We start from the raw sequence: 26956 nt of genomic DNA on the forward strand, positions 1-26956 counted from the left end.
GCGGGCAACGGGCGAGCTGGCGGTCGGCAACCTGATGGCGCATTTCGCAGGCAAGCCAGCGCTGACATCGGTCGGCAGCTAGCAAGGAAGCCGCCGATGCCGATGCCCGTCGACGCCCGCATGCTGGACGACCTGCGCCGCTTCAACCGCAAGCTGGCCCTGGCGCCGCGCGTGCGCTACCGCCACCGGATCACGCCCCTTCTCGGCCAGGCGCTGCTGCGACTGACGCAGGTCGGGGCCGACGCCAAGCTGCGCCGCAAGGGAGTGCGCGTGGAATCCCGCATGGCCGATGCCGACGATGTGCAAGTGCCCCTTCGTGTGCTTTGGCCCGCCGGGTCGCCGCGCGGCGTCGTGCTCGACATCCATGGGGGCGGCTGGGTGATCGGCAATCCGGAGATGAACGATGCGCTCAACGCGGCCATCGTCCGGGCCTGCGATGTCGTGGTGGTGTCGGTCGGCTACCGGCTGGCCACCGAAGCGCCGATCGCGTCGATGATCGATGACTGCCTTGCCGCGCTCACCTGGCTGCTGGAAGACCAGCTGCGCGGCTGCGCAGGCTTGCCCGCGGTGGTGCTCGGGGAATCGGCCGGCGCCCACCTGGCTGCGGCGACCCTGCTGAAGCTCAAGGCCCGCCCCGCGCTGCTGCGCCGCATCCAAGGCGCGGTGCTGTATTACGGTGTGTTCGACATGGCCGGGAGCCCCAGCGTGCGCACTGCCGGACCCGATACGCTGGTGCTGGACGGACCCGCCATGCTCCCCGCCCTGCGCCTGCTCACGCCGGGCTTGGATGAAGCGCAGCGGCGCGCCCCGCCGTTGTCGCCGCTGTTCGGGGATTTGAACGGCATGCCGCCCGTCCTGATGTTCACGGGCGGGCGCGATCCGCTGCGCGACGATACGCTCGGCATGGCACGGCGCTGGGCCGAACATGCCGACGTCGAACTGGTCGACCTGCCGGAAGCGCCGCATGGCCTGATCCACTTTCCAACGGCGATGGGGCGCGCGGCCTGCGCGCATACCCACGCCTGGATCAATGCACGGTTGGCACAGGCGCAAGGCAGCCAGGCCTTGCAGGCCAACGCGCGCTAGGCGCTACACCACCAGCCCCGCAGGGGCCGGCTGCCGCGTGAAGGTCGGCCCGTTGGTCGTCGGCCGGTTGCCGTTCCACACCAGCTGGTCGATGCACATGCGGCGCCCGGTCATGGCCGTATCCCAGGCGTGATAGACGATCCAGTCCTGGCTGCCGTCGGGCGACTTCGTAAAGGAATTGTGGCCCGGACCGATTACCTGTCCCGGGCGCGAGCTCATGACCAGGGCCGCTTCGCTGCCGTCGGGCCGGCTGAAGGGCCCGAGCGGATGGTCGGCCGCCACATAGCTCACGCCATAGTTTTCCTTTTCCCAGGCCCCGCCGCTATAGAAGCAGTAATACTTCCCGCCGTGGACCAGCACCGAGGCGCCTTCGACCGTATGCCAATCGTAGACGGCGTCGTACATCGCCCGCCCCTTCTTGAACAAATGCCAGTCGGCATGCGGGCGCGCCACCGTAGCTGGCTGGCCGGCCAGCCGGTCCATCGCCAGCAGTCGGTCGACCACGATGCCGGTGCCGATGCGGTGGTCATCCTCGAATTCGAGGAAGTCGACGCAGTAGTACAGGTACCACTGGCCATCCTGGTCGCGGAAGGGATGGGCGTCGATCGAGAACGGCTGGTCGGGCACCAGCAGCACCCCGCGATCCTGGAACGGGCCGACCGGGTTGTCCGACACCGCCACGCGCAGCTTGTGGTTCTTGCCCTCGCTGTCGCCGGACGAGTAATACAGCCAGAACTTGCCTTCATTGAAGGCGACTTCGGGCGCCCAGAAGTGGTCCTCTCCGGCCACCGACAAGGCATAGCCGGCGCGGTGCCAGTCCACGAGGTCGTTCGAGACCAGCACCGGGAAGCGCCCGCCCCCCGGGCCGTCCGGGGCGGTGCCGTAGGCGAAATACCGCCCTTCGTGTTTCAGCACGAAGGGATCGGCCATGATTTCCGGGAATACCGGATTGCTGTAGGACTTTTGCATTACATCTTCCTTGCTTGAACATTGCTGCGAGGTGCGGGTGCCGTTGGTCGGGCTCCCCGCCAACGATTGCACCAGTCACCTTGGAGCAGTCCGTCAATCGTAGGGTGGGCAGAATCTGCCCACCCTACGGTTCTCACTATTCACCCGCGCAGGCCTTACGTCGACTTCACCCGCGCAGGCCTTACGCCGACTTCACCCGCGCATCACATCTGGTAGCGCAGGCTGAGCCCATACGTCGTCGGGTTATAGCGGATATCGCGCGGACGGATCGGGTCGCCCAGGTAGCTCTCGTAGTGCTCCTTGGTCAGGTTGACTGCATCGAGGTGCAGCGACAGGTTCTTGCTCAGCGCGTAGCCGATGCTCAGGTCGACGTAAGTCGATTCCTTCACATAACGGTCCTGGCCGAAGCGCGGTTCGGCGATCTGCTCGACGTACTTGCCGCGGCGGGTGGCCGCCAGACGCCCGGTCCAGCCACTATGCTCGTACAGCAGCGCGAAGTTGAAGCTCTGGCGCGCCACGCCGACCATCTCGGTGGTGGTGAAGGCGCCGCTGTTCAGCGAGGTACGGGTCTGGTTCTCGCCGTCGATCCAGGTGTAATTGAACTGCGCACCCAGGCCGCTCCAGGCGCCCGGAAGGAAGTCGAAGAACTTCTGGATGCCGAATTCCGCGCCGCGCAGCTTGCCCTTGCCGGAGTTTTGCGGGCGGTTGACCCGATAGTTCACGCCGTTGATGGTTTCGTTCTGCTCGAAGTTCTGCAGGTAGCCGTCGATATCGCGGTGGAACAGGGCGATCTGGGCGAAGCCGTTGTCCTTGAAGTAGTACTCCAGGGTGGCGTCGCTGTTGATCGACTCGGTCGGCGCCAGTTCCGGGTTGCCGGAAGACCCGGTGCCCGGGGCGTTGACGGTAGGCGGAATCAGGGACAGCGCAGGATTGAGCTGCGAGAATTCGGGCCGCGTGATGGTCTTGCCGACGCTCAGGTGCGACTGCAGGCGGTCGGTCCAGTTGACCACCGCAGACACGTTCGGCAGGAAGTTGGTCTCGTCGCTGTCCTCGCTGATCGCTGTCACGGTGTCGCCGATGCGCTGGTTGCCCTCGAGCTTGCGATCGACCTTCACCAAGCGCCCGCCGATGTTGCCGGTCATGCCGATGGACCCCAGCGCGGCCTTCCAGCGCGCGCCCAGGTGCAGGGTGGCGGTGCGTTCCTCTTGCTCGAACAGGCGCATCGGGTCGTCCGGCACCCGGCCCAGGGGCTGGCCATAGAAGGCGCGCACGGTGTCGGCCTGGTGAATCAGGAACTCGCGCGACGGGGTATACCACGGGCCGGCGAGGCGGTCCAGGCCCGGCACCAGGTTCTGGAAGCTGGGGCCAAAGGCGCCGATCGGGGTCGGGCGCACGCTGGTCCTCAAGTCGTTGGCACGCTCCCCGCCATGGAAGCTGACCTCGCGCGAGGACAGGCGAATGCCGCCGGTCAGCGCGGTGATAAAGCTGTCGCCACCAAGGCGGTACACGGCATCGGTGCGGAACTGGGCCTGCTCGCCGCGCGATTCGCCCCAATTCTGCACCATCCCGCGCAGCACGAACTGGCTCGGGTCGCGCAGGGCCGCGCCGGAGGTCGGTGTGGTGATGGTGTTGTAGCCGCCATGGCCGTCGCGCCCGTAGGTGTAGACGGACGAACTGGCGCCCGGGATCTGCTGGTCGACGATGACCGTGTCGTTGATGAAATCCGAGCGCGTGAAGGCCAGGTTGGTGTCCAGCGACAGCGGGCCTTCCCGGTATTTCAGGCCGAAGTTCAGGAAGTGGGTATCGGTGCGCTCCTTGACGCCCCAGGTGCTGGTGGCGGTGTACGGGTCCCAGTCGTAGGGACCGCCGAACTGCGCGGCAGCCGCATTGGCCGACTGGATCGGGCAGATCACGCCCTGCGACGTATTGCAGTAGTCGCCCTGCGGCGCCAGCACAACATTGGTCAGGCGCGGAGTCCAGGTGGCGATGTTCAGGATGTAGTCGACTTCGCTCTCGCCGCGGTAGCCGGTACCGAGGTACTGGGTGCTGAACTCGAGTGATGGGCTGATCTTCCACTGGAAAGCCGCATGCATGCTGCCGCGTTCGCGGTCGCCCGCGTTGTAGATGCCGCCGATGTTGGGCAGCTCGCCCAGGCGGTCGCCGGCGCGCAGCGGCGCGATCGGCTGGTCGTCGTTCAGGCGGGTGGCGGTGCCGTCCGGGCTGACCGAGAAGATGCGGTCGGGGCGATCCACCCATTGCACCGGGAAGGTCCAGCTGTCCTTGTTGTAGGCGATGTCGACCAGCACGCCCATTTCGCCCACGCCGGTCGCCCAGCGCTTGCTCAGCAACAGGCCGCCGCCCGGGTTATTGTTCTTTTTGCTGCCTTCGCTGCCCTCGACCTGGCTGCGCCGGTTTTCCACGAAGCCGGTGACGGTATAGCCCTTGAAGTCGAAGGGCGCGCGCAGGCGGATGTTGACCGCCCCGGCGATGCCGCCCTCGAACTGGTTGGCAGTGGCCGACTTGTATACGTCCAGGCCCGCGATCGACTGCACCGGCAAGTCCTGGTAGGACAGGCGGCGGCCGGTGCCGGTAAACAGCTCGTTGCCGTCGATGGTCGTCGCCACGTCGGGCAGGCCGCGAATGATCACGGTATTGGTCTCGCCACGGTCGCGGCCCACCTGCACGCCGGCGATGCGCTGCAGGGCGTCGCCTGCGGCGCGGTCCGGGAACTTGCCGATGTCGTCGGCATTGATCGAATCGACCACTTGCTCGGCGTCGCGCTTGATCTGTTCGGCCGAGCGGATGCTGCTGCGGATGCCGGTCACCTGCACCGTGGCGACCGTGCCGGCCGGCGCAGGCGCCTTGACGCCTTGCTGGCCGGCCGCCCGGGCAGCCTCTTCGGCGCGTGCTTCGGCGGCAGGATCAGCGGCGCCCTGGGTAGTCTGGGCCGCGGAAAAACCGATGTGGGCGCACAGCAGCATGACGGCCGCGCAGACTGGCCGGACTTTCAAGATGGTCATCGAGGTCTCCTGAGATTCTTGGCCGTACCTGCGTCCACCCGGGTGGCGAACGGGCCTGCCGATATTGGATTCATTATTAGTCATAATTTATGACCAATATGACAAACCTAGCTGAAAATGCACTGCGGTGGCGCACTCAAGAACCGCTGAAAATATCCTTATTTCGCATCGTTTTTCGCTACCGAATCACGCTCCACCAGAGGGCAATCCATCTTCATGCTGGTGCGACGGACCACGCCGCCATTGACCTGGGCGATCAAACTTTCTGCTGCCCAGCGTCCCATTTCGTAGTTTGGTAACAACACTGTGGTCAAGGGAGGCTGGGTGTAGCGCGCGATGTCCTGGTCGTCGTAGCCGACCACCGAGACCTGCCGCGGCACCTCGAGCCCGTGCTCGCGCACCGCTTCCAGCGCGCCGACTGCCATCAGGTCGTTGGCGCAGAACAGCGCGGTAGGCGGATCGGGCAGCGCCAGCAAGGCCAGTGCATGCGCGTGGCCGGTGCTCACCTGCCAGTCGCCTTCGCGCACCAGCGCCGCATCGAAAGGGATGTCGCGGGTCGACAAGGCCTGGCGGTAGCCTTTCAGGCGTTCCGCCGCGGCCTCGATCCACCCTTCGCCGTTCACCAGGCCGATGCGGCGGTGGCCGGCGTCGAGCAGATGCATGGTCGCGGCATACCCGCCCAACACCTCGCTCGGCACCACGGAAGAATATTGGCGGTCACGTGTATGACAGTTGAGCAGCACGGTCGGCACCGGCGCCAGCTGTGCAGGCACCGTCACCGCGCGCGTAAAAATGGTGGCGTAGACCACGCCCAGCAGCGCCGGACTGGCCAGCAGCCGGTCCAGGACCGCGGTTTCGTATTCGGGGTCGCTCCGGGTGGCGAACACCGACAGCAGGCAGTCGTGCTCCCAGGCGGCATCGCGTGCGCCGTCGATGGTCTGCATCGCATGCGGGCTGGTGGACAGTTCGTCGGTCAGGTAGACGATCAGGTTGCGCGCAGATGGTGGCGCGGCATGGCCGTGGCGGTCGACCGGATAGCCCAGTTCGCGCGCGATGCGCAGCACGGTCTTGCGGGTCTCGCTCGATACCTTGGCGCCGCTCATGTGGTTGATGACCAGGGAGACCGTCGACTGCGACACCCCGGCCAGCTTGGCAATGTCGGTCATGGTCGGCCGCCTGGCGCGGCCGCTGCCCGGATTCATCGCGCTTACCCCTGGCGCGGCGTGCGCGGCAGCGCAGTACCGTCGGCGTCGAACAGGTGGCCCTGCAGCGGGTCGAAGGCCAGCATGACGCGCGCGCCGTGCGCCGGCGCCGGTTCGCCGGCGCGCGCCTTGACCGCCACCATCTCGGGCACGCCATCGGCCTGGACGTAGACGATGGTGGTGTCGCCCAGGTATTCGACCAGGGCGACCGTGGCCGGGACGCCTCCTTCCAGCCCTTGCTGCGCCTCGATGCACAGGTGCTCGGGCCGCACCCCGAGGGTCACCGCGGCGCCGGGGGCGGCGCGGGTGGCGTCGGCGGCCACATGCACCATGGCGCCGCTGGTCAGGCGCACATAGGCGGCGCTGCCCTCCTCTCCCGCCAGTGCGCCGGGCAGGAAGTTCATGCGCGGCGAGCCGAGGAAGCCCGCCACGAAGCGGTTGGCCGGGCGCTCGTAGAGGTCCAGCGGCGTTCCGGACTGCTCGATCTGGCCACCATTGAGCACAACGATCTTCTGGCCCAGGGTCATGGCCTCGACCTGGTCGTGGGTCACGTAGACCATGGTGGCGCCCAGTTCCCGGTGCAGGCGCGCCAGCTCGACCCGGGTCTGGCCGCGCAGGGCCGCGTCGAGGTTCGAGAGCGGTTCGTCGAACAAAAAGACCTCGGGCTTGCGCACGATGGCACGGCCGATCGCCACGCGCTGGCGCTGGCCGCCCGACAGCGCCTTGGGCCGGCGCTCCAGCAAATGCCCGATCTGCAGGATCCCGGCGGCGCGGTTCACACGTTCGCCGATCTCGGCGCGCGGCACACCGGCCAGCTTCAGGGCAAAGCCCATGTTCTCGGCCACCGTCATGTGCGGGTACAGCGCATAGCTCTGGAACACCATGGCAATGCCGCGGTCGGCGGGGCGCACGTCGTTGCAGACCCGCTCGCCGATTTCCACCGTGCCCTCGCCAACGTCTTCCAGGCCGGCGACGATGCGCAGCAGGGTCGACTTGCCGCAACCCGAGGGGCCGACCAGCACCACGAATTCGCCGTCGGCGATGTCGAGGTCGATTCCCTTGAGCACCGGGTTGCCGTCGTACTGTTTGGTGATGCCTTGCAGGCGCACAGATGCCATCGAATCTCCGTAAACTAGCCTTTTAGGCCGGTGGCGGCCAGGAAGCCGTGGGTGACGCGGCGCTGGAACAGCACATAGGCCAGCGCCACCGGCAGCGCACCGACCAGCGCCGCCGCCATCAGCTGGGCATAGCGCACCCCGAAGGCGTCGTAGGTCTGCGTCAGTCCCAGCGGGATCGTCATCATGTCGTTCGAGGTGACGATGATGAAGGGCCAGAGGAAGTTATTCCATGCCCCAATGAAGGTGACGATCGCCATCGCCCACACGATGTTGCCCGACACCGGCAGGTAGACGCTCCACAGGATGCGCAGCGGCCCGGCCCCGTCCATCACGGCGGCTTCGCGGAAGTCGGCGGGGATCGCGTCGAAGAACTGCTTGAACACGTAGATGACCACCGGCGCGACCACCTGCGGCAGCACGATGCCGGCATAGCTGTTGATCAGGCCGAGCTGGTTCATCATGCGGAACAGCGGCACCAGCAGCGCCTCGAAGGGCACCAGGAAGGCCAGCATGGTCAGCCCGAAGACCAGGGTGCGCCCGCGGAAGCGCAATTGCGAAAAGGCATAGGCCGACGTCAAGGAAAGCGCCATCGTCACCACGGTCACCAGCAGCGCGACCAGGGCGCTGTTGAACAGCCAGCGGCCCACATTGCCGGCGGCGAGCACCTTGGCGAAGGCTTCCAGGGTCCAGTCCTGCGGCAGCCAGTGGAAGACGGCGGACACGGTTTCGTGCTCGGGACGCAGCGCGGTGCTCATCGCCCACAGCAGCGGCGCCACCCACATCGCGGCCAGCAGCAACGCGGCACAAGCGCCGACGAGGGTCCAGCCCAGGTTCGAGCGCCCGTTCATGCGGGGTTTCCTAAGCTGCGTCCCGCCAGCCAGCGCACCAGCCCCGCGTGGGCCAGCGACAGCGCGACCACGATGACGACGAAGGCCACCGCGATCGCCGCGGCATAGCCGGCATCGCTCTGCGTAAACGCGGTTTCATACATGTAGTGCAGGGTCACGCGCGTGGTGTTGAACGGCCCGCCGGTGGTCATGATGTAGGTCTGGCCGAAGATCTTCATCGAGGCGATCAGCTGCAGCACCAGGGCCATGCCGACCACCGGTCGCAGCGCCGGCCAGGTGATGGTGCGAAACAGCGTGAAGCCGCGCGCCCCGTCCAGCTCTGCCGCTTCGTACAGGTCGGCCGGGATGTTGCGCAGGCCGGCCAGGAACATCAGCATGTTGAAGCCGACCGTCCACCAGATGGTGCCGATTGCCACCATCGGCATCGCCCAGGTCAGGTCGGCGAACCAGGCGCGCTGCATGCCGAGCACGTAGTTCACGACGCCGCTCGAGGGCTGCAGCATCCAGTCGGCGATCAGGGTCATCACCGAGATCGGCAGCACGAAGGGCAGGAAGAAGGCGCCCTGCAGCCAGCTGCTGGCACGGGTGAAGTGGTGCACCAGCAGCGCCATGACCAGCCCGAGCACCGTCAGCGGGAGCACGGTGAGCAGCGCAAAATAAAAGGTATTGCCGACCGCGGCCCAGAAGGACGGGTCCCGGATCAGCGTGGCGTAGTTGTCGCTCCCAATGAAGGCATTGGTGCGCGTCAGGCTGCTCTCCGTGAGGCTCATGTAGAAAGTCTCGAGCGCAGGCAGGAAGAAGAACAGCAGGAAGGTGATGGCGAAGGGCGCCAGCAGCAGCGCCGCCGGGACCGCGTCGCCGCGCCGGGCGGCCTGCACGCCGGGCTGGGAATGTGAGCTATGCATGCATGGCCTCTAGTAACGCGGGGCGCGCTTGCGCACCAGCCGCGCCGCCTCGGTCTCGAACATCCGCAGCGCCTGCGCGGGCGTGAGCTGCGACGACAGCGCCGCCGGCAGGAATTTCGAGGCCATCGCTTCAAGCGGACCGGCCGCGCCCATGTACCAGGCGTTCGGGTCGTAGATCACATGGCGCGGCACTTCGGAGTACAGGCGGTTCGGCATCAGGGCCATCGCGGCGGGCGACTCCGCCACCGGCCGGTAGGCCAGCACGTGGCCGCCCTCGGCCCAGCCGAAGGAGTTCTTGCTCACGAAAGCGACGAAGCGCATGACGGCGCGCGCCTTCTCTAGCGACATCGGCCGGCCTTCGTTGGAGGGAATCGCAAACGCATGCGAATCGGCCCAGACGCTGTCGTTGGCGTACATGCGCGGCAGCGGCACGATGCCGTACTCGAAACCGAGCGTGCCATTTTGCGTGGCACGCACCATTTCCGGCACTTCCCATACGCCGTTGATCATGAAGCCGGCGTTCCCGCCCATGAACTGGCTGGTCGATGCGGGGTAGTCGAGGCCCGGCTGGGCATAACCCTGCTGGAACCAGCTGGACACGCGCGCCAGCGAATCGACGCCGGCGGCGCCATAGGTGAAGCGGCCATCCTGGATCAGGGGCACCTTGCGCTGGGCCAGCATCGAGATCCACAGGCGCCAGATCGCATACGAACTCTGGCTGCTCTCCATCGTCATGCCCGGGCGGCCGGTGGCCTGCCTGACGGCGCGGAAGGCATTGGTGAGCGCATCGATGCCCTGGATGGCTTTCAGGTTGCCGGAGTCGTCGAGCAAACCGGCCTTGCCGACCAGGGTCTTGTTGTAATACAGGACCAGCGGGTGCAGGTCGAGCGGCACCGCATAGGTCTTGCCGGCATGCCGGGACTTGTTCCACTGGCGGGGATAGAAATCGGCCGGGTTCAAACCGGCCGCCTGCAGCTCGTCGGGCGCGATCGGGCGCAGTACGCCGCCGCCGGCCAGGTTGGTCATGCGCGACAGGTGTACGGTGGCGAGGTCGGGCCCGGCGCCGACGACCGACGAGGTAATCAGCTTGGTGTAGAACGGCTCGCCCCATTTCAGCGTGGTGCTGACGACGCGCACCTCGCGCTGGCTGGCGTTGAAACGCCCGACCAGGTCGGACATGCGCGCGCCGTCGCCGCCGCTGAGCAGGGTCCACATGCGAACTTCGACTTGCGCATGGGCCGGCGCGCACGCGAAGCCCGCTGCGAGCGCGGACGTACACAGCGTGGCTGCAAGGCGCACCGTGAATGGGGTCAAACCTGTCTCCTGAATGGTTCCGGGTTTTTACGCTTGTTTTATAAATTAATACTAACAAATAATTATTAGCTTGGGCGTTCTTGCTGACTAGCGATTGGAACGCGCGGCGGCATGCGTGCGGCATGAAATGCGCCCAGGCGCGCTTTTGCCGGACGCCAGGCGCTATGATCCGGGCTCCCCATCCCCCGGAGTCCCAATGCGCCGCGCCTGCCCCGCCCTGCTGTCCGCTACCCTGCTGTCCACCACCCTCTTCATCGCACCGGCCCATGCAGACCGCCTCGACGACGCCTTGCTCGAGGAAATGAAGCGCCGCCATGTGCCCGGCCTCAGTGTGCTGGTCATGAAGGACGGCAAGGTGATCAAGGAAAAAGGCTATGGCCTGGCCAATGTGGAGCACAAGGTGCCGGTGACGCCGCAGACCGTGTTCCAGTCTGGTTCGGTCGGCAAGACCTTCACTGCAGCGCTGATCCTGCTGCTGGAGAAGGACGGCAAGCTCACACTCGACGACCCGGTCTCGCGCCACCTGCCCGGCACACCCGCAGCCTGGGAAAAGATCACCATTCGCCACCTGCTGTCCCATACCTCGGGGCTGGGCGACCCTTACGAGATCATCGACTTCCGCAAGGACTATACGGACGAGGAGCTGGCCGCGCTCGAAGCGACAGTGCCGCTGCGCTTCGCGCCGGGCGAGAAGTGGGCCTACAGTAATATGGGCTACCACCTGCTGGGCTTCATCGCCAACCGCGCCGGCGGCAAGTTCTATGGAGACCAACTTCGCGAGCGTGTGTTCACCCCGCTCGGCATGTCCACTCGCGTGATCAGCGAGGCCGAGATTATCCCGCACCGGGCCGCCGGCTACGAATGGAAAGGCGGCGCGCTGCGCAACCAGTCCTGGGTCGCGCCGCGCCTGAACACGACCGCCGACGGCAGCCTGTACCTGACCGCGCGCGACCTGCTGCGCTGGGACCAGGCCCTGTATGGCGACAAAATCCTGGACGCGCGCCTGCGCTCCGCCAGCTTCACCCCGGCCAAGCTGAACGACGGCAGCAACGCCCCCTATGGCTACGGCTGGTTTGTCGACACCGTCAAGGGACGCCGCCACATCTCGCACGGCGGCGCCTGGCAGGGCTTCCGCGCACAGTTGTGTCGCTATGTGGACGACAAGCTGACCGTGGTCGTCCTGGCCAATTCCGATTCGGCGCGGCCGTCGAAGTTCGCCGACATGGTGGCGGCGCATTACGTGCCGGCGCTGTTCGACGCGCCGGCCAAGGCGATTCCCGATCCGGATCCGGCGCTGACGGCGCAGGTACGCGAGGCCATGGCCAGCATGGCCGCGGGCAAGGCGCCGGCCGGTGCCAACACGGAACTCGGGGTCAAGTTGACGCCCGCCGTACTGGCGCGCGTGGTCGAGGCATTGGGCGAAACCGGCAAACTGCGTTCGGTCGAACTGTTGTCGCGCAAGGAGGAAGCTGCAGGACGGCGTTTGCGCTACCGCTTCGGCTATGACAATGAGAACCTGCTGGTGTCGCTGAGCGTGGACAAGGATGGGAAGTTCAATAAGTTCAACTTCTCGCCGGAGTAATACCAGGACCAGGCTCCTGTCGGTTACTGCCGGGCTTCTGCATCAGCAAATAATTTTTTAACGTACCCATTTTTTTCCGTGACTGATTCCAGCATCGTAGTCCTGCTGCCCACGGTCGTCGCCCAGCTGACGGAACGCCTGGCGCCGGACTTCAAGACGATAGCAAACTTCCGAAAATATGACGGCAGGGCGATCGGTAACGTCTGCCGGCAGTTCGTCGTATTGTGCCAGAAGCTGGATCTTTTCTCGGATGCTGTCGTCGCCATCGACGGCAGCAAGTTCAAGGCCGTCAACAGCAGCGACCGCAATTTTAGCGACGCCAAACTCAAGCGCCGGATGGCAGAGATCGAAGCGAACATCGGTCGCTACCTGGCGGAACTTGATACGGCTGACCGTCAGGAGCCAGCCATCGCAAAATCGAAAAAAACTCGTCTGAACGACAAGATTGCAGCGATAAGATCGCAAATGGCGACGCTCAAGGAAATCGAAACGAAGCTGATAGAGACTGGTGAAGCGCAGATCTCGCTCACCGATCCGGACTCGCGCTCGATGATGACGCGCGGCTCAGGCATCGTTGGCTACAACGTGCGAATTGCAGTCGACACCAAACATCATTTGATTGTCGAACATGAAGTAACCAATAACGGCAGCGACCGCGATCAATTGTCTGGCATGCCCAAGAAAGCCCGTATGCCATCGGCACGGCGACACTGACAGCGATGGATTCCTGCGCCTGCGAGCTGACGCTGAATCCCGCTGCGCATCAGGCGCCCTGCCGGCTACGCAATGCGCGCCCGATGCGCCACGATTACTTGTCGTGTGCCGATCGACCGACGAAGACACGGACCTCGTGCGCTTGTAGTGCTGCCGGAGCAATCTGGTCGAACGCGAACTCCTGCCGATTCGGATCGATATCGAAATTCCAAGCAAAGCTCCCTTTCTCCGTCACGAATCGGACGGTCTCGGCACGTTCCACGTTGACGTACCGGGTCATAGGTCCGATTTTGATTTCGCGCTGAGCAGACTCCACAGGCGCCGGAACACCGTACGGTTGAGGAAGGCCTCCTGCACGCGAGGTGGCAGTGAGGGGCAGCAAGATGGCAGCAAGGAGGCTTGCAATGTGGCGGTTGGACATGGTTCTCTTTCGGTTGAACGTTGGTGATCAATGAATGGCTTTTAGCCGTACACATCAATGGCGTACATCCATTACATCAAACGGATATATCCCTCTTGTGTTCCGAACGGGCTCTTTTTGCTTCCAAATGCAGCTGGGCTTGTAGCAGATACATTGGCTTACACGGCCAGCCCTTTTATATGAGCGGCTTGCCAGCGAGGTAATTCTTCGATGGGCATTGGCATGCTGAACAGATAGCCCTGCGCCAAATCGCAGCCCTGCTGGGCCAGGCAGTTCGACACGTTCCTGCACTCCACACCTTCTGCGACAACTTTCCGTCCCAGTGCATGGCCGAGGGCAATGGTCGACCGAACGATCGCTGCCGCTTCTACATCGCCCAGGATCGGCGCAATGAAGGACTGATCGATCTTGATGCCGTCCATTGGAAATTGCCGTAGATAGCTCAGGCTGGCGTAGCCGGTTCCGTAGTCGTCGATCATGATCTCCACGCCGCAATCCTTCAAACGCCTGAGCGTGGCCAGGGCCGCATCGGGATCTTCGATCAACGCGCTTTCGGTCAGCTCGAACTGCAGCAGTTCGGGGCGCACGCCCCAGGCATCGAGCTGGTTCTGGACTCGTTGCGCCATCGCAGGATGCCGAATGTCGTGCGCCGATAGGTTCACCGCTAGCGTCTGCACGTCGTCATACGCCTGCCAGCCGCGCAAAAACCCCAGCGTCGCGTTCAAGACCCAACTGGTCACCCGGCCGATCATTCCGCTTTGTTCCGCCAGCGCGATGAACTGTGCGGCAGGAATCAGGCCCAGCCTGGGATGGGCCCAGCGCACAAGGGTCTCAGCGCCCGCAATACGACCCGTGCGTAAATCGATCTTCGGTTGGCAGTACAAGCGTAGTTCGTCGCGTTCGACGGCGCCGAACAGGTCGCCCATCAGTGCCAGCCGGCTTGCCTGCGTCCGCTGCTGTGCATTGGTGTATAGAGCGACTCGCCTGCCGCCGGGCTTGGTCTGAGCGAGGGCAGCATTGGCCCGACGGCAAAGCGCGGCCGGCGAGACTACGTCGTCGGTATCGCCGGCCAGTCCACCGCTGACCTGGATGCAAAAAGACATTCCTGCGACTGCAAAAGGCCGGTCCATCAGATGGCACAGGGCTTCGGCGTACTCTGCGGCATCGTCCGCCGCACTGCCGCGCAGGATCAAGCTCAAGGTATCGTCGCTGAAACGTGCCAGGATGCTATCCCGGGGAAGACTTGCCTCGAGCCGGACAATGGCCTGCCCAAAAAGTTCGTCCGCAATCTCGTCGCCAAACACCTGGCCGATCTCTTGCAGACGGCCTAGTTGCAGGTGCAGCAACGATAGCGCCGAGCCGGCCGAACGCGCATCCGCCCAGGACTGGGCCAGCGTATCGCGGTGGCGCTTCAGGTCCGGCAGTCCATCGACAGCATCGCGTGTGCCTGCTCTGCTCTCAGCGTCCCTGCCCGTGCTCGCTTGGTCTTCCATGCATCACCTCATAATCCGACGATCCGACGTCCATGTTGTGCATTGGGCAGAGGCGAGCACCGCCCGCCTGTGCGCTGGGCTAGAAGCTGAAGATGGAATAGCCGTCGGCGGCAAGCTGAGCAATGCTCGGCAGGCCCGAGGTACCGGGCACGCTGTTGTCGGTCACCAGGTCGAAGCCGTTTTTCTCGGCGTCCTCGCGCGCCCCGAAGACGTCGGCGCAGCCGCATGACACGCCGGCGACGGTATCGGCCACTGCTTGGTAGAGCGCATGGACCGGGTGGGCAGGGTTGCCGACCACGCCGGCCCAGCGGGTACCGGTGCCTTGGAAGTAGATCGCAACGTCAGTGCCGCGCTGTTTGAAATCGTAGGCTGCGGCCAGGCCGTTAAACAGGCGTCCAAGGGCTTCTTCGCCGCCATGGGTTGGGTCCGAAAGAATGATGATCGCTGCTTTCATGATGTGCTCCTGATGTGGGATGTTGCGGTTGAGAGAGGTAGCCGTTCAAGGCATGGATCACATTCTGGAGCTTAAAGAGATGCGGAAAAACAGTGCAGGGAGAAATTGATTGTTTCGGTAGGAGGCGCTTGTCCGGCAAACAATCAGCGCGGATGCCGATCCAGCATGGTCCTTGCCCTTGGGGGCATGAAGGCCTATGCTTGACTGTCAATACGAAAAAAGATGGCGCACTATTCTTGCCGCACTCACGCAGTGCACGTGACTAACTCCACACCATGAGCGGAGACATCAATGAGCGAACATTCCAAGTTTCACCGCGGCGAGCGCGTCATCCAGGAACGTGCCGGAGAAACAGCCCAAGCTGACCGGAACATCTCCGTGCTGACCGACACGGTCATCGGTGGAGCGCGCCCTTTCATCGGCAAGCAGTCTATGGCAGTCGTTGCGAGCATCGACGGTGGCGGTGGTGTCTGGGCATCGGTCCTGTTCGGCCAGCCCGGGTTCGCACAAACCGAAACGGGCAAGGCGATCGGCCTGTCGGTACCAGAGCAGGAGCGCGACCAGACCGACCCGTTCTGGGCAAACATAGGCGCGAACCCGAGCATCGGTATGTTGTTCATTGAGTTAGGGAGCCGGCGGCGCTACCGCGTCAACGGCCGCCTGGCTGCGATCGACGCAGCCGGCGTCGAAGTGGCCGTGATCGAGGCCTATCCCAACTGCCCCAAGTACATCCAGCGGCGCAACCTGCGCGCGGTCGGAAGCAGCGGTCTGCCGGCGGCGGCAACGCATGGTGCGCTTCTCGCAGGCGATGTCGCGGATATCGTGGGCCAGGCCGATACCCTGTTCGTGGCAAGCTGCCATCCCGAATACGGCGCCGACGTCTCGCACCGCGGCGGAACTGCCGGCTTCATCACGATCCTGGATGAGCACACCCTGCGAATCCCGGACTATCCCGGGAACTGCCTCTACAACACCTTCGGCAACTTCGAGGTCAATCCCCGTGCGGGCCTCTGCATCCCGGATTTTGCAGGCAACCGCCTACTCCAATTGACGGGGGATGTGGTGCTGCACTGGGATATGCCGGACCCCGCCGGCCAGACTGGCGGCACCTTGCGTTTTTGGGACTTCAAGGTCGAACGCCTGGTCGTGCGTAACACGCCCCAGCAGCTCGAATGGGAATACCTGGATCCCTCCCCATTCAATATGCCACTGGCCACGGCCTAAGCTACAGGTCGAGCTCGAGGTCGCCGCCCGCGGCCCACGAAACGCAGGTGGTCATGCCCTGGAGCCGCTGCTCCGGCGTGAGGCAGACGTCGCGGTGCACCGGTGTACCCGACACCACCTGAGCGAAGCAATTGCCGCATTCCCCGCGCTTGCAGTCGTAAGAGACGAAAGCGTCTGCGGCAATCATCGCATCAAGGATCGAGGTGCCGGGCGCGACCTCGATCCTCAGGTCGCTTTGACGCAGGTAGACCCGCACCGGCTTATCCTCGCTAGCGGTGCGCGCGCCGAAGCTCTCTACGTGCACGTGGGCCGCGGGCCAGCCCAGGGCCGCCGCACGGGTACGGATCGCTTCGAGCAGCGACACGGGGCCGCAGGCGTGCAGTTCGCTGCCTTGGGCATAAGGACCGATCAGCGCGTCCAGGTCCGGGCGCTGGCCGCTGCTGGTGAGATAGGTCGACACCACGCCGTGCCGCATGCCGTCGAATTCGTCCATCAGCACCAAGCGCTCGGCCTCGCGCGCCAGGTAATGCAGTTCAAAGCGGTGGCCATCGCCGTCGAGGGCCTGCGCCATCGAGGTCATCGGCGTAATGCCGATACCGCCGGCTACCAGGACCGTGCGCACTGCGCCCCGCTTCAACTCGAACGCATCGACGGGAGCGCCAAGCTCCACTTCCATGCCTGGCCGGTATTCGTCATGCAGGACGCGTGATCCACCGCGTCCCGCCGGTTCGCGCTGAACGGCAATGCGCAGGCACTCGCCCGGTGCACCGACCAGGGAATAGGCCTTGTGGAACTCCTCCCCCGAGTGCGAGCGAAATCCGATGTCGACGTGGCTGCCGGGCGCCCAGCCGGGGGCGGTGGAACCATCGGCGGGCACCATGCGGAACTCCTTCACATGGGGGCCGTGCTGCACAACGGTTTGAATGAGGTAGCGCATGATCTCAAGCCTTTGCATGAAAAGAAGTGATGTAAAAAGTGCTGCCCGTGCTGATAGGCGTATTCATTTGGGTTCCCGCAATTCACTACCTGGCTTACTGCCATGGCACCATCATCCATGCCCCAAGGTCGGCCCGCCATTCCGCGCTGTCTTGCGGCGCGTCCGTGGGCCTCTGGGGAGGGGGACGCACTAGTAATCTCATTAGCCATGCCAGCATGTCGTCCCCCATTCGCTTATAGTCCGAGCTCGGACAGCCCGGGATGCTCATCTGGACGCCGTCCCATCGGCCAGCGAAACTTGCGCTCCTGCTCGAGGATGGGCAGGTCGTTGATGCAGGCGTAGCGGTTCACCATCAGCCCGTCTGGACCGAACTCCCAGTTCTCATTGCCGTACGAGCGGAACCAGTTGCCGGAATCGTCGCGCCATTCGTAGGCATAGCGCACGGCGATGCGATTCTCCGTGAACGCCCACAGCTCCTTGATGAGCCGGTACTCCAGCTCCCTGCGCCACTTACGCTCGAGGAAGGCCTGTGCCTGGTCCCGCCCTTGCGCGAATTCAGCGCGGTTGCGCCAACGGGTATCCAGGCTGTAGGCCAGGGCAACCCGGGCGGGATCACGGCTGTTCCAGCCATCCTCCGCGAGGCGGATCTTTTCGATGGCGCTCTCCCGGGAAAATGGCGGCAAGGGTGGGCGGAGTTCGTTCACGGTGGTGGCCATATGTGACTCCCGTCCGATCAGAAGCTGTAAATGGCGTAGCCATCAGCGGCGAGCTGGGCAATGCTCGGCAGGCCCGAGGTGCCCGGCACGCTGTTGTCGGTGACCAGTTCGAAGCCATTCTTCTCGGCGTCTTCGCGGGCGCCGAAGACGTCTGCACAGCCGCAGGAAACGCCGGCGACCGTATCAGCTACTGCCTGGTAGAGCGCATGGACCGGGTGGGACGGGTTACCGACCACGCCGGCCCAACGGGTGCCGGTACCCTGGAAGTAAATGGCGACTTCAGTACCGCGCTGCTTGAAGTCGTAGGCGGCGGCCAGGCCGTTGAAGAGGCGTCCGAGGGCTTCTTCGCCGCCGTTTTTTGGGTCCGAGAAAATGATGATGGCTGCTTTCATGATGCGCTCCTGGTTGGGATGGTTCGGTTGAACTGGTAGCCGTCGTTACGGCATGGAAGTCATTCTGGCCGACCGACGCATATAGAGAAACGGGGCGCGGAGAAATGGATTGTTTCGCGAAATGGAATGTCCAGGACATGCCAGAGCGTTGATGCAGAATGCTGTAACCGCTCTATTTATTGCCAAACGACAATTTTTAGACGTTTTAATGGTCGAGCTTGTCTACAATCTTTTCTCGCTAATTACTAAACCATGTGCGGTCGATGTAGTTCAACCAGACGTGCCCAGACAAATCCATGACCGCAATCAGCCGAAATTCGCTTCCCCGCTTACCTGATGCAAAGGCATCGGATCCGCGTTCCAAGCTCGAACAGTTGTACAAGACCCTGCAGGAGTTGAGAAAACAGTTGCGCTCGCTGCACAAGCAGCTGGAAAGTGCCGGGACCATCGGAGAACGGATGGCGCTCCGGCGCCAGATCACTGCTGTGGAGGAGATGGTCGAGGCGATCCGCCGGCAGATCATGCTTATCACCCAGGCCGAAAAACGCAAGCAGGGTGTGCGGCTGGAGGTGCCTGCCCTTGACGCTTCGCTGACGGGCCTTGAGCCCGCCGACAGCCAGGACTCGGCAGTGACGATCTATAAACCCCCTTACGAGCTCGGTGAGTAGGAAAATTCCACGCTCATCCTGACAGATTGGCGGTGGACGAATCCGATCAAGGCAACGCAAGCGGGCAGCGGGCAGCCATCCGGGAGCTTCATGATAAATGCCATGAAGACGGCGACAGCCTTCAGACATGGAAGGAAATTCTTGACCGCCAGGCGCATCCGGCTTTGGCGACGGACGGTGCCGCTTCTATCGAGCCCGACTTTCCGCAGCCCTCTCCTCCTGCGCGGAAGGCCGCGCAGGAGGACCGAAGAGTTATGGGCATGGTCGGCACGTTCATCTGCACCAAAGCCCGACCGGTAGGCCACCCGGCCGGCAAGCCTCAGTTTCCTGTCCCGGGCGCTGGCCTTGACGCAGCCGTATCAGGTGACCGTGCCAATCGTTCCACCACGCTGACCAGCGCTTCGGCGCCAGCTGCCCTGCTCGCCCAGGCCAATAAAGCCGACCTGTAGCGCCCGATCGTCAGCGAGGGTTGGCTGCTTCATCGGGCAATCATCCGCACCGTATCTTCCCACAGCCTCTCGGCCAGGACCGGGTCAAGCGCATAAGCGGCTACTCCACGGAAATCGACGGGGCGGTGGTCCACGACTGGCGCTTCATTGCAGTCTTCGAAGTAGCGTCCACCGATGCCGTCGAGCAGGGGTGAGGCGGCTAGCAGCACCGAGGTGGCCGCACCCTGCGCCGTAGTTTTGCGTCGTTCTGGGGGCGTCTTGAGGCCACCGGTATGCTTTTGCAGGTTAGTGGCGATTGCACCCGGGTTAAGGGCATTGGCGAAAATGCCGTCTGTGGCCCAGCGCCGGGTTGCTTCGACCGCCATCAGGGCGCAAGCTGACTTGGACTGGCCGTAGGCCACGAGAGGATCGTAGGCCAGGAAGTTGAAATGTATGTCGCCAAAGAGCACAGGCGCGATCAGGTTGCCGCTGGAGCTTACCGACACGACACGCGCCCCGCCCTCCGGTTTCGCCGCGGCCAGTGCGCCATGCAGGCCCAGCGTCAACGTGAAGTGCCCGATGTAATTGGTGGCCAATTGCATTTCCCAGCCCTCCGCTGTCAAGTTTCGCTCGGGAATGGCCATCACGCCACCGTTATTGATCAGCATGTGAAGCGGCCCCTGCCAAGCGGCGATGAAGGCCTGTACGCTGGCTTGGTCCGCAAGGTCGAGAACGCCGACTTTCACAAGGCCATCTCCGCATGCGGCATTCAGGTCGGCGGCGACTCGGTGGCCTGCTTCCAGGTTGCGCACGGCGATGGTGACTTCGGCTCCAGCGGCGGCCAGGGCGCGCGCTGTATCGATACCGATACCGGACGATCCGCCGGTAACGACGGCGCGCTTGCCGCGCAGGTCGACGCCTTGCAGAACCTCGTCCGCGGTGGAGGCGAAGCCGAATGGGGTGGTAATCATTGATGTCATTGCTTGATCCTCTTGGTCAATGGCGCGGTGTCTGCGCCGCATGACCCAAGCATAGGACAAGCGCATTGATGAGACTAGATCGATAAAGCTTGATGCCTTGTTGAGCAACTTGGGACAATCGAAAACAAATTCGCGATGTGCATGGCTTGATAACCCTCTTGCGCCGCAGGAACCGCCGTTCTGCCAGTGCTCTCCTCAGTCCAGATCGAGTCGAAAAAGAAGGGAGTTCCGGTCTGGATAATCGTAGTGAATGGGGAGAGCGATCTTGTCGACCTGGGTGAAGCCGGCTTTTTTGTAGAACGCATGCGAGCGGGTGGCGACCGCCGGTGTATCGAGCACGATGGTGCGCACGCTCGACGCACGCGCATGGCCAATAAGCGCCGAATAAAGCTGTATTGCAGGTCCATTCTGCATGCCCCTGAAGGCCGCGTCGACAAAGAATTTTTTCAGCACGCCGACTTCGGGAGCAGCCAGCTGCAGGCCGATCGTCCCCACCACCTGCCCGTCTTCGTTCAGGGCAACCCAGAAGCCGCCGCCCTCGTCGAGGTAGCACGACTCGATGGCCAGGATATCCGGCTGGTCGCTGGCGGAAATGCCAACTTTTGCTTCGACATTCTGAATATGGAGGATTAAGTCCACGACCTGGTCTTTGAATTCGTCGCGGAAGGGAACAATGCTGGTCAAGGTATTTTTGCTCATGATCGCTTTCGAAGTTTGGGTTAGTGCTTCGGCAAGCATATCAATCGTTTGCCCACTCAGCGCAGCAGCATTCTTACGCCAACCGAAACGAACAATTGCAGCTTGCACCGTTTCTCTTCCACGCAGCGTCGAGCAAAATGACTTCCATTACCTGCCATATCCCTACAAGAAGCGTCGTTCCCTACTTGGAGAATTCACATGCAAGCCACCCCATCCGCCCCCATCCTCCTGTACCGCAGCAAGGTTTCGGGGCATTCGCACCGGGTTGAACTATTCCTATCTCTACTGGGGCTGCCGTTCGAGATGATGGACGTCGATCTCCGCGGTGGTGCGAACCGAAGCGACGCTTACCTTGCGCTCAATCCATTTGGCCAAGTGCCAGTCATCGACGACAACGGCACCGTGGTGTACGACTCGAATGCGATCTTGGTTTACCTGGCCCGCACCTATGGCGGCGAGCGCTGGATGCCTTCCGACGTCGCGAGCCAGGTCGCCCTCCAGCAGTGGTTTTCGATTGCCGCCGGTCCTGTCTTGAACGGCCCCGGCGCTGCGCGGATGGTTAGCCTTTTCCGCGCGCCACTCGACCACGAACGCGCCAAGGGCATCGCCCACAAACTGTTCGCCGTGCTCGAGCAAGGTTTTTCCAAGGCCGCGTATGCAATCGGGGACGAGGCCAGCCTGGCCGACATCGCCGCCTATAGCTATATCGCCCATGCACCGGAAGGCGGCGTCGACCTGGCGCCTTACCCGGCTCTGTGCGCTTGGCTGGCAAGGATCGAGGCCCTGCCCGGTTTCGTGCCCATGCAACGCGCCGCGCCGGCCACCTGAACCAGGAGCGAAGCCATGGCAAGCATACAAACGGGCCTGCAGCGGCCGGGCTCCTCGGACTCGCCTTTCCACATTGGCGAACTGGCGATCCAGACGCGGGCCGGCACGCTGGCCCAGTCGGCGATCACGGGCCGGCGCGGCATCCGCGACCACATGCCTGACCAGCACCGGGAATTCTTCGCCCAACTGCCTTTCATGCTGGTCGGCAGCGTCGACGTCAACGGCCAGCCTTGGGCCTCCGTGCTGGTCGGCCAGCCCGGTTTCATGCACTCGCCAGATCCGAAGACGCTGCGCATCGACGCCCATGCGCTCCCGGGCGATGTCCTTGGCAGCAACGTGCGTCACGGGGCCCGCCTGGGCTTGCTGGGGCTGGAGCCGACCACCCGCCGGCGCAACCGCCTCAACGCTGCCGTGACGAATGTCGATGCGGCCGGCTTCACGCTCGGCGTGACCCAGAGCTTCGGCAACTGCCCGCAATATATCCAGGGGCGCCAGGCGCGCTTCGTCGAAGAACTCGGGCCGCTGCAGGTACTAGACCAGCCGCGCCTGCTTGACGCCGACCGCGCCCTGATCGAAGCGGCCGATACGCTGTTCATCGCCAGCAACGCAATGCTCGACCCGGCCTCGCCGACCTCGGGTGCGGACGTCTCGCATCGGGGCGGGCGTCCAGGATTCGTGCGCGTCGAAGGCGGCGATACCCTTGTCTTTCCCGATTTTACCGGCAACTCGTTTTACCAGACCCTCGGCAACCTGCACCTGGACCCGCGCGCCGGAATATTGTTCATCGACTTCATCTCGGGCGACCTGCTGCAGCTGTGCTGCAGCGCCAGCGTGGTCTGGGAAGGGCCGGAGCTGGAGGCCTTCGTGGGCGCCGAGCGCTTGGTGCGCTTGAAAGTCGAACGCGTGCGGCGTCTCGTCAACTCGATGCCGCTGCGCTGGTCCAACCCCAGCTACTGGCCACTGCTCGAGCGTACCGGCACCTGGGCGCTGGCGGACGCTGCCCTGGCCGCCGAACGCCTGGCGGCCAATTGGCGCCCATATCGCATCGCCGAGGTGATTGACGAGAGCGCCGGTATCCGCAGCTTCCTGCTCGAGCCTGCCGACGGGCACGGCGTGCCCCACTACGTGCCAGGCCAGTTCCTGCCTGTTGCTTTGCCGACCGAGACCGGCATCCTGCGCCGCACCTACACCCTGTCGGCTGCGCCCAGCGGACGCCAGCTGCGCATGTCGGTCAAGCGGCAAGGCGCTGCGTCTAGCTGGTTGCATGAGCATGGTGCCGGTGCCGTGATCGATGCGCTCGGCCCACGCGGCAGCTTCACTTTCGACCGCATGCGTACCCGCCCGGCGGTGATGCTGTCTGCCGGCGTCGGGATCACACCGATGATTGCCATGCTCGACGGCCTGCTGGTGAACAACGAACGCTCGCGTTTTCCGTACCCGATCCATTTTATCCACGGCGCCCGTAGCGAAAACGAGCAGGCCTTTGCCGCGTTTTTGGCGACCAAACAGCGCCACCACAAGAACCTGTCGGTGCATTTGGTGCACAGCCAACCCGAGGGGGGCCTGCCACCCGACAACCTGAAGCGCCACGTGGGCCGGGTCACGATCGGCATGCTGAAAACCCTGCTGCCTTTCGACGACTACGACTTTTACCTGTGCGGCCCACAAGGCTTTTTGCAGCATCTATACGACGGCCTGCGCGCTTTACACGTGCCAGATGCTCAAATTCATCTCGAAGACTTTGGCGGTGACCAGCCGCTGCGGCGCCAGCCGGATGCCGATGCGCCACTGGCACAGATTGAACTGGTCGATGCCGCGGACGCCGTGCCGGTGCCCGTCCTGTTCCATCGAAGCGGCCGCAGCGTAACCTGGCGCCCGGAAGCGGGCACGCTGCTGGAACTCGCCGAATCAGAGGGCCTGGCGCCGCTCTCAGGCTGCCGCAGCGGAAATTGCGGGACCTGCGCGACGACCCTGCTGGCCGGGCGTACGGGCTACCTGACGACCTCAGGCGCGCCCTGCCCTCCGGGCCAGATCCTGCCCTGCATCAGCGTGCCGCTAGCTTCCATCGATGGAGGGGCGGTCGTGCTCGACGGTTAAGAGCTGGGTAGCGCCGCCGTTGCATGGAAGAGCTCGGCTTGCCAGTCGGCCACGCTGCGAATGCGGGCGCTGGTCGCAGTGTCGCGGTGGCTGAGCAACCAGAGTTCGCGCTTGACTTCGGCCTTAGTCGAAGGCTTCACGCATCCGAGACCCCACCGGTGGGGACCATACCGGGATATTTGCGGTTCATGAATGCAATTTTGCCCGTTCCACGCCCTGGGCGAAAGCCCTGGGAGGCGGCATTGCTTCCAACCGCCTTTCAATGGAGAACACCATGCTTGCCAAGGACGCGATCCGCAGCGCGCTCACGCGCCGCCCTGGCCGCGAAGTCTTCGTTTACCCGGGGCGCGATCACGCGTTTACCCGTCCGGGTGGACACCACTACCACGCCGGCGACGCCGACCTGGCCAACGCCCGCACGGATGCGTTTTTCGAGCGCCACCTGGCCTCGGCCGCGTGATCCCGGGCGCATCACCACCACCTACCTATCCTGAAAGATATTCATGAAACGTCAACAACTTGCCCTCCTCTTCGGCGCCGTCACGATCGCCGCGGCCCTCGCCACTCCTGCCGGCGCTGCGCCGGCGCAGGAAGGCGGCAAACCGACCATCGTCCTGGTTCATGGCGCCTTTGCCGATTCATCGAGCTGGGATGGCGTCACCGCCAAGCTGCTGGCCGATGGCTATGCCGTGGTTGGCGCTGCTAATCCGTTGCGCGGGGTTGCAAGCGACGCTGCCGCGGTCTCGAGCCTGGTCAAGGGCATCCCCGGCCCGGTCGTACTAGTCGGTCACTCCTACGGCGGCGCAGTGATCTCCCAGGCGGCCAATGGCAACGACAACGTCAAGAGTCTTGTTTTCGTCGCGGCCTTTGCGCCTGAAGCGGGAGAAAGCGCCTTTGAGCTGACCGGCAAGTTCCCCGGCTCGACACTTCCTCCGACGCTGGCGGCGCCGGTTGCTCTTGCCGGCGGCGGTGTGGACCTATACATCCGCCAGGATAAATTTCCGCAGCAATTTGCTGCCGACGTGCCACGCGCCAAGGCAGCCTTGATGGCGGCCGGTCAGCGCCCGGTCGCCGAAGCGGCGCTGAAAGAAGCTGCCGGCGCGCCGGCCTGGAAGAACCTGCCTTCGTATTTCGTGTACGGCAAGCGCGACAAGAACATCCCGCCCGCTGCCCTGGCCTTCATGGCTGAACGGGCGCACTCGCGCCGCACGCTGGCGATCGAGGGCGCTTCCCACGTGGTGATGACTTCGCATCCGGCCCAAGTAGCCAAGCTGATCGAAGAGGCAGCCGCGGTCAAAACCAAGTGATTCCCGTTGCGGGGAGAAATACTTCATTTCTCCCCGCTGTCTGTGCAGGCGCGTCCCGGCTGCCTAAGATGGACTGTCTTCTTTCAACTCACCAAGGCAGCCAATTATGCACACCACAGCACGCATCACAGCCTCATTCGCCGCCTTCGCACTGGCAGTGTCGTTCGTCCAGCCGTCCCGGGCGGCTGACGTCGCTTATCGCCAGGTCGAGGTCGAAGGCGTGCGCATCGCCTACCCCGAGTGGCAAGCCTGGCTGCGCAAGCAGCAGCTGCCAACCCTGGTCATGTGGGGCAAACACGACCAGGCTTTCGTGACGCCGGGCGGCCTGGCATTCAAGCGCGACAATCCGCGCGCCGAGGTGCACATCCTTGATGGCGGCCACTTCGTGATGGACACCCGCCTGCAGGAGGTGGCTACGATCACCGCGGACTTCATGGGATCACAACGCGCCGTGCAAGTCGCGAAGCCCTAAACAGCTGGCCCCATTGCCCACACAGACGACAGGAACTTATCATGCCCCCATTTTTATTCCACCCAGGCGAGCGCGCAGTCCAGCTGCGTGCAGGCGAAGCCGCTATTGCAGACCGCAATGGTAGCGTGATCGCCGCCAGCATCCTGGGCGGTGCCCGGGGTTTCATCAGTAAACAGTTCATGGTCGTGCTCGCGAGCAGCGATGCCGACGGCCGTGTATGGTCATCAGTCCTTTATGGCAAGCCCGGTTTTGTAAGCGCCGCCGGCGACGCCCTGATCGCACTCGAGGTCGCTTCTGGCCGGCGCGACAGCGCCGATCCGTTCTGGGCCAATATTGCGGCCAATCCGGCGGTCGGCTTGCTGTTCATTGAACTGGGCACACGGCGCCGCTACCGCATCAATGGCGTGATCAGCCATGAGGACGAGGCAGGTCTCGAGATCACTGTGCAGGAAGCCTATCCCAACTGCCCAAAATACATCCAACGCCGCGAGCTGCGTGCACTGAGCACGGACGGCGTCGCCGATGGCGTTGCGACCGGTAACAGTATCGGCGGTAGCGTCGAGGCCCTCCTGCGCGCCGCCGATACTGTCTTCGTGGCCAGCGTGAATACTGCTACCGGCGCCGATGCCTCGCACCGCGGCGGGCCGCCTGGCTTCGTCCAGGTGATCGGTCCGCATACGCTGCGCATCCCCGACTATCATGGCAACAGCATCTTCAATACCCTCGGCAACCTGGAAGTCGACGCACGTTTCGGACTGTCGATTCCCGACTTTGAAGGGGGCCGGCTGCTCCAGCTAAGCGGCCGTGCACGCCTGCTATGGGACCAGGACGATCCGTACAGGCTGACCGGCGGCACCGGGCGCTTCCTCGAGGTCACGGTCGAGCGCTGGATCCTGCGCCATATCGCCGAGCGCCTCGAATGGGAGTACCTGGACGCGTCCCCGTTCAATCCGGCCGGCCCGGGGCGGATCATATCCTCGGCCTAGCTTAAGCCCCGCGATACCATCGGGTAGCCGACCGTGCAGGTGAGCAGCAAGATGCTGTGGATGACCTCGACACGCGTGGCGTCCGCCTCCAGCGCG

General features: G+C 64.0%; 26 protein-coding genes and 1 pseudogene. 12 read left to right on the plus strand and 15 right to left on the minus strand.

All coding sequences use genetic code 11. The features are described 5' to 3' along the window. Positions 1-96 precede the first annotated feature (96 nt). On the plus strand, positions 97-1086 hold the full coding sequence (locus HGB41_RS01075; RefSeq protein ID WP_171080199.1) for an alpha/beta hydrolase: 990 nt from the start codon (positions 97-99) through the stop codon (positions 1084-1086). Between the two features lie 3 nt (positions 1087-1089). Here HGB41_RS01075 and HGB41_RS01080 read toward each other — a convergent pair whose 3' ends face one another. From HGB41_RS01080 to HGB41_RS01110, 7 genes are all read right to left on the minus strand, one after another. Then, on the minus strand, positions 1090-2055 hold the full coding sequence (locus HGB41_RS01080) for a glycoside hydrolase family 43 protein (protein WP_171080201.1): 966 nt from the start codon (positions 2053-2055) through the stop codon (positions 1090-1092). Between the two features lie 203 nt (positions 2056-2258). Next, positions 2259-5075: a TonB-dependent receptor gene (locus tag HGB41_RS01085; protein ID WP_171080205.1), complete on the minus strand. Its 2817-nt coding sequence runs from the start codon at positions 5073-5075 to the stop codon at positions 2259-2261. Between the two features lie 158 nt (positions 5076-5233). Then, positions 5234-6241, minus strand: coding sequence for a LacI family DNA-binding transcriptional regulator (locus HGB41_RS01090; RefSeq protein ID WP_171080208.1), 1008 nt, complete (start codon positions 6239-6241; stop codon positions 5234-5236). Positions 6242-6282: 41 nt separating this feature from the next. After that, positions 6283-7395, minus strand: a complete 1113-nt coding sequence (locus tag HGB41_RS01095) for an ABC transporter ATP-binding protein (RefSeq protein ID WP_171080211.1) — start codon at positions 7393-7395, stop codon at positions 6283-6285. Positions 7396-7409: 14 nt separating this feature from the next. Beyond that, positions 7410-8243 carry a carbohydrate ABC transporter permease gene (locus tag HGB41_RS01100; RefSeq protein WP_171080213.1) on the minus strand — a complete coding sequence of 278 codons (834 nt, stop codon included), beginning with the start codon at positions 8241-8243 and terminating at the stop codon, positions 7410-7412. Next, positions 8240-9148 carry a carbohydrate ABC transporter permease gene (locus HGB41_RS01105; protein WP_171080215.1) on the minus strand — a complete coding sequence of 303 codons (909 nt, stop codon included), beginning with the start codon at positions 9146-9148 and terminating at the stop codon, positions 8240-8242. The genes HGB41_RS01100 and HGB41_RS01105 overlap by 4 nt, the downstream gene beginning before the upstream one ends. Positions 9149-9157: 9 nt before the next feature. Next, complete coding sequence (locus tag HGB41_RS01110) at positions 9158-10462, minus strand: extracellular solute-binding protein (protein WP_229422654.1); 1305 nt, start codon at positions 10460-10462, stop codon at positions 9158-9160. A 196-nt stretch (positions 10463-10658) separates the two neighbouring features. Between HGB41_RS01110 and HGB41_RS01115 the strand changes: the two genes are divergently transcribed. Next, the gene (locus HGB41_RS01115) at positions 10659-12044 is read left to right on the plus strand and encodes a serine hydrolase domain-containing protein (protein ID WP_171080230.1); all 1386 of its coding nucleotides are present in this window, start codon (positions 10659-10661) and stop codon (positions 12042-12044) included. Positions 12045-12170: 126 nt separating this feature from the next. After that, positions 12171-12734, plus strand: a pseudogene (locus HGB41_RS01120) (transposase); the annotation flags it as partial. A gap of 118 nt (positions 12735-12852) precedes the next feature. Here HGB41_RS01120 and HGB41_RS01125 read toward each other — a convergent pair. The 3 genes from HGB41_RS01125 to HGB41_RS01135 form a co-directional block, all read right to left on the minus strand. After that, a complete protein-coding gene (locus tag HGB41_RS01125; RefSeq protein WP_171080233.1) occupies positions 12853-13179 on the minus strand; it encodes a CzcE family metal-binding protein in 327 nt (108 codons plus the stop codon). A gap of 158 nt (positions 13180-13337) precedes the next feature. Beyond that, positions 13338-14672 (minus strand): putative bifunctional diguanylate cyclase/phosphodiesterase, encoded by a 1335-nt coding sequence (locus tag HGB41_RS01130; protein ID WP_171080236.1) that lies wholly within the window; start codon positions 14670-14672, stop codon positions 13338-13340. A 79-nt stretch (positions 14673-14751) separates the two neighbouring features. After that, positions 14752-15126 carry a DsrE family protein gene (locus HGB41_RS01135; protein ID WP_171080238.1) on the minus strand — a complete coding sequence of 125 codons (375 nt, stop codon included), beginning with the start codon at positions 15124-15126 and terminating at the stop codon, positions 14752-14754. 291 nt (positions 15127-15417) lie between these two features. On the opposite strand from HGB41_RS01135, the gene HGB41_RS01140 reads away from it, so the two are divergent. Beyond that, entirely contained in the window at positions 15418-16350 is a 933-nt protein-coding gene (locus HGB41_RS01140; protein WP_171080240.1) for a PNPOx family protein, read from the plus strand. A 1-nt stretch (position 16351) separates the two neighbouring features. On the opposite strand, the gene HGB41_RS01145 is transcribed toward HGB41_RS01140, so the two are convergent. The 3 genes from HGB41_RS01145 to HGB41_RS01155 form a co-directional block, all read right to left on the minus strand. Further along, positions 16352-17287, minus strand: coding sequence for a PDR/VanB family oxidoreductase (locus HGB41_RS01145; protein WP_171080242.1), 936 nt, complete (start codon positions 17285-17287; stop codon positions 16352-16354). A 233-nt stretch (positions 17288-17520) separates the two neighbouring features. Then, positions 17521-18003, minus strand: coding sequence for a nuclear transport factor 2 family protein (locus HGB41_RS01150; protein WP_171080244.1), 483 nt, complete (start codon positions 18001-18003; stop codon positions 17521-17523). A 17-nt stretch (positions 18004-18020) separates the two neighbouring features. Further along, a complete protein-coding gene (locus HGB41_RS01155; protein WP_171080246.1) occupies positions 18021-18395 on the minus strand; it encodes a DsrE family protein in 375 nt (124 codons plus the stop codon). Between the two features lie 296 nt (positions 18396-18691). Here HGB41_RS01155 and HGB41_RS01160 point away from each other — a divergent pair, with 296 nt between their 5' ends. After that, complete coding sequence (locus tag HGB41_RS01160; protein WP_171080248.1) at positions 18692-19063, plus strand: hypothetical protein; 372 nt, start codon at positions 18692-18694, stop codon at positions 19061-19063. 32 nt (positions 19064-19095) lie between these two features. Continuing rightward, positions 19096-19512, plus strand: a complete 417-nt coding sequence (locus tag HGB41_RS01165; RefSeq protein WP_171080250.1) for a hypothetical protein — start codon at positions 19096-19098, stop codon at positions 19510-19512. A 29-nt stretch (positions 19513-19541) separates the two neighbouring features. On the opposite strand, the gene HGB41_RS01170 is transcribed toward HGB41_RS01165, so the two are convergent. Together HGB41_RS01170 and HGB41_RS01175 are read right to left on the minus strand one after the other, a co-directional pair. Further along, complete coding sequence (locus HGB41_RS01170; RefSeq protein WP_171080259.1) at positions 19542-20471, minus strand: SDR family NAD(P)-dependent oxidoreductase; 930 nt, start codon at positions 20469-20471, stop codon at positions 19542-19544. Positions 20472-20666: 195 nt separating this feature from the next. Further along, a complete protein-coding gene (locus tag HGB41_RS01175; protein WP_371868408.1) occupies positions 20667-21278 on the minus strand; it encodes a GNAT family N-acetyltransferase in 612 nt (203 codons plus the stop codon). 84 nt (positions 21279-21362) lie between these two features. Between HGB41_RS01175 and HGB41_RS01180 the strand changes: the two genes are divergently transcribed. The 6 genes from HGB41_RS01180 to HGB41_RS01205 all read left to right on the plus strand — a co-directional run bounded on the left by HGB41_RS01180 (position 21363) and on the right by HGB41_RS01205 (position 26860). Then, positions 21363-21998, plus strand: coding sequence for a glutathione S-transferase family protein (locus tag HGB41_RS01180; protein WP_371868451.1), 636 nt, complete (start codon positions 21363-21365; stop codon positions 21996-21998). A 15-nt stretch (positions 21999-22013) separates the two neighbouring features. Beyond that, positions 22014-24095 carry a pyridoxamine 5'-phosphate oxidase family protein gene (locus HGB41_RS01185; protein WP_171080265.1) on the plus strand — a complete coding sequence of 694 codons (2082 nt, stop codon included), beginning with the start codon at positions 22014-22016 and terminating at the stop codon, positions 24093-24095. A gap of 274 nt (positions 24096-24369) precedes the next feature. Next, complete coding sequence (locus HGB41_RS01190) at positions 24370-24555, plus strand: dienelactone hydrolase family protein (RefSeq protein ID WP_229422656.1); 186 nt, start codon at positions 24370-24372, stop codon at positions 24553-24555. A gap of 43 nt (positions 24556-24598) precedes the next feature. Then, positions 24599-25402 (plus strand): alpha/beta fold hydrolase, encoded by an 804-nt coding sequence (locus HGB41_RS01195; protein WP_171080269.1) that lies wholly within the window; start codon positions 24599-24601, stop codon positions 25400-25402. 106 nt (positions 25403-25508) lie between these two features. Beyond that, positions 25509-25874: an alpha/beta fold hydrolase gene (locus HGB41_RS01200; protein WP_171080272.1), complete on the plus strand. Its 366-nt coding sequence runs from the start codon at positions 25509-25511 to the stop codon at positions 25872-25874. A 41-nt stretch (positions 25875-25915) separates the two neighbouring features. Further along, a complete protein-coding gene (locus tag HGB41_RS01205; protein WP_212760785.1) occupies positions 25916-26860 on the plus strand; it encodes a pyridoxamine 5'-phosphate oxidase family protein in 945 nt (314 codons plus the stop codon). Positions 26861-26956: the final 96 nt, after the last annotated feature.

It is taken from the genome of Telluria aromaticivorans, assembly GCF_013003915.1.
Lineage (GTDB): Bacteria > Pseudomonadota > Gammaproteobacteria > Burkholderiales > Burkholderiaceae_D > Telluria > Telluria aromaticivorans.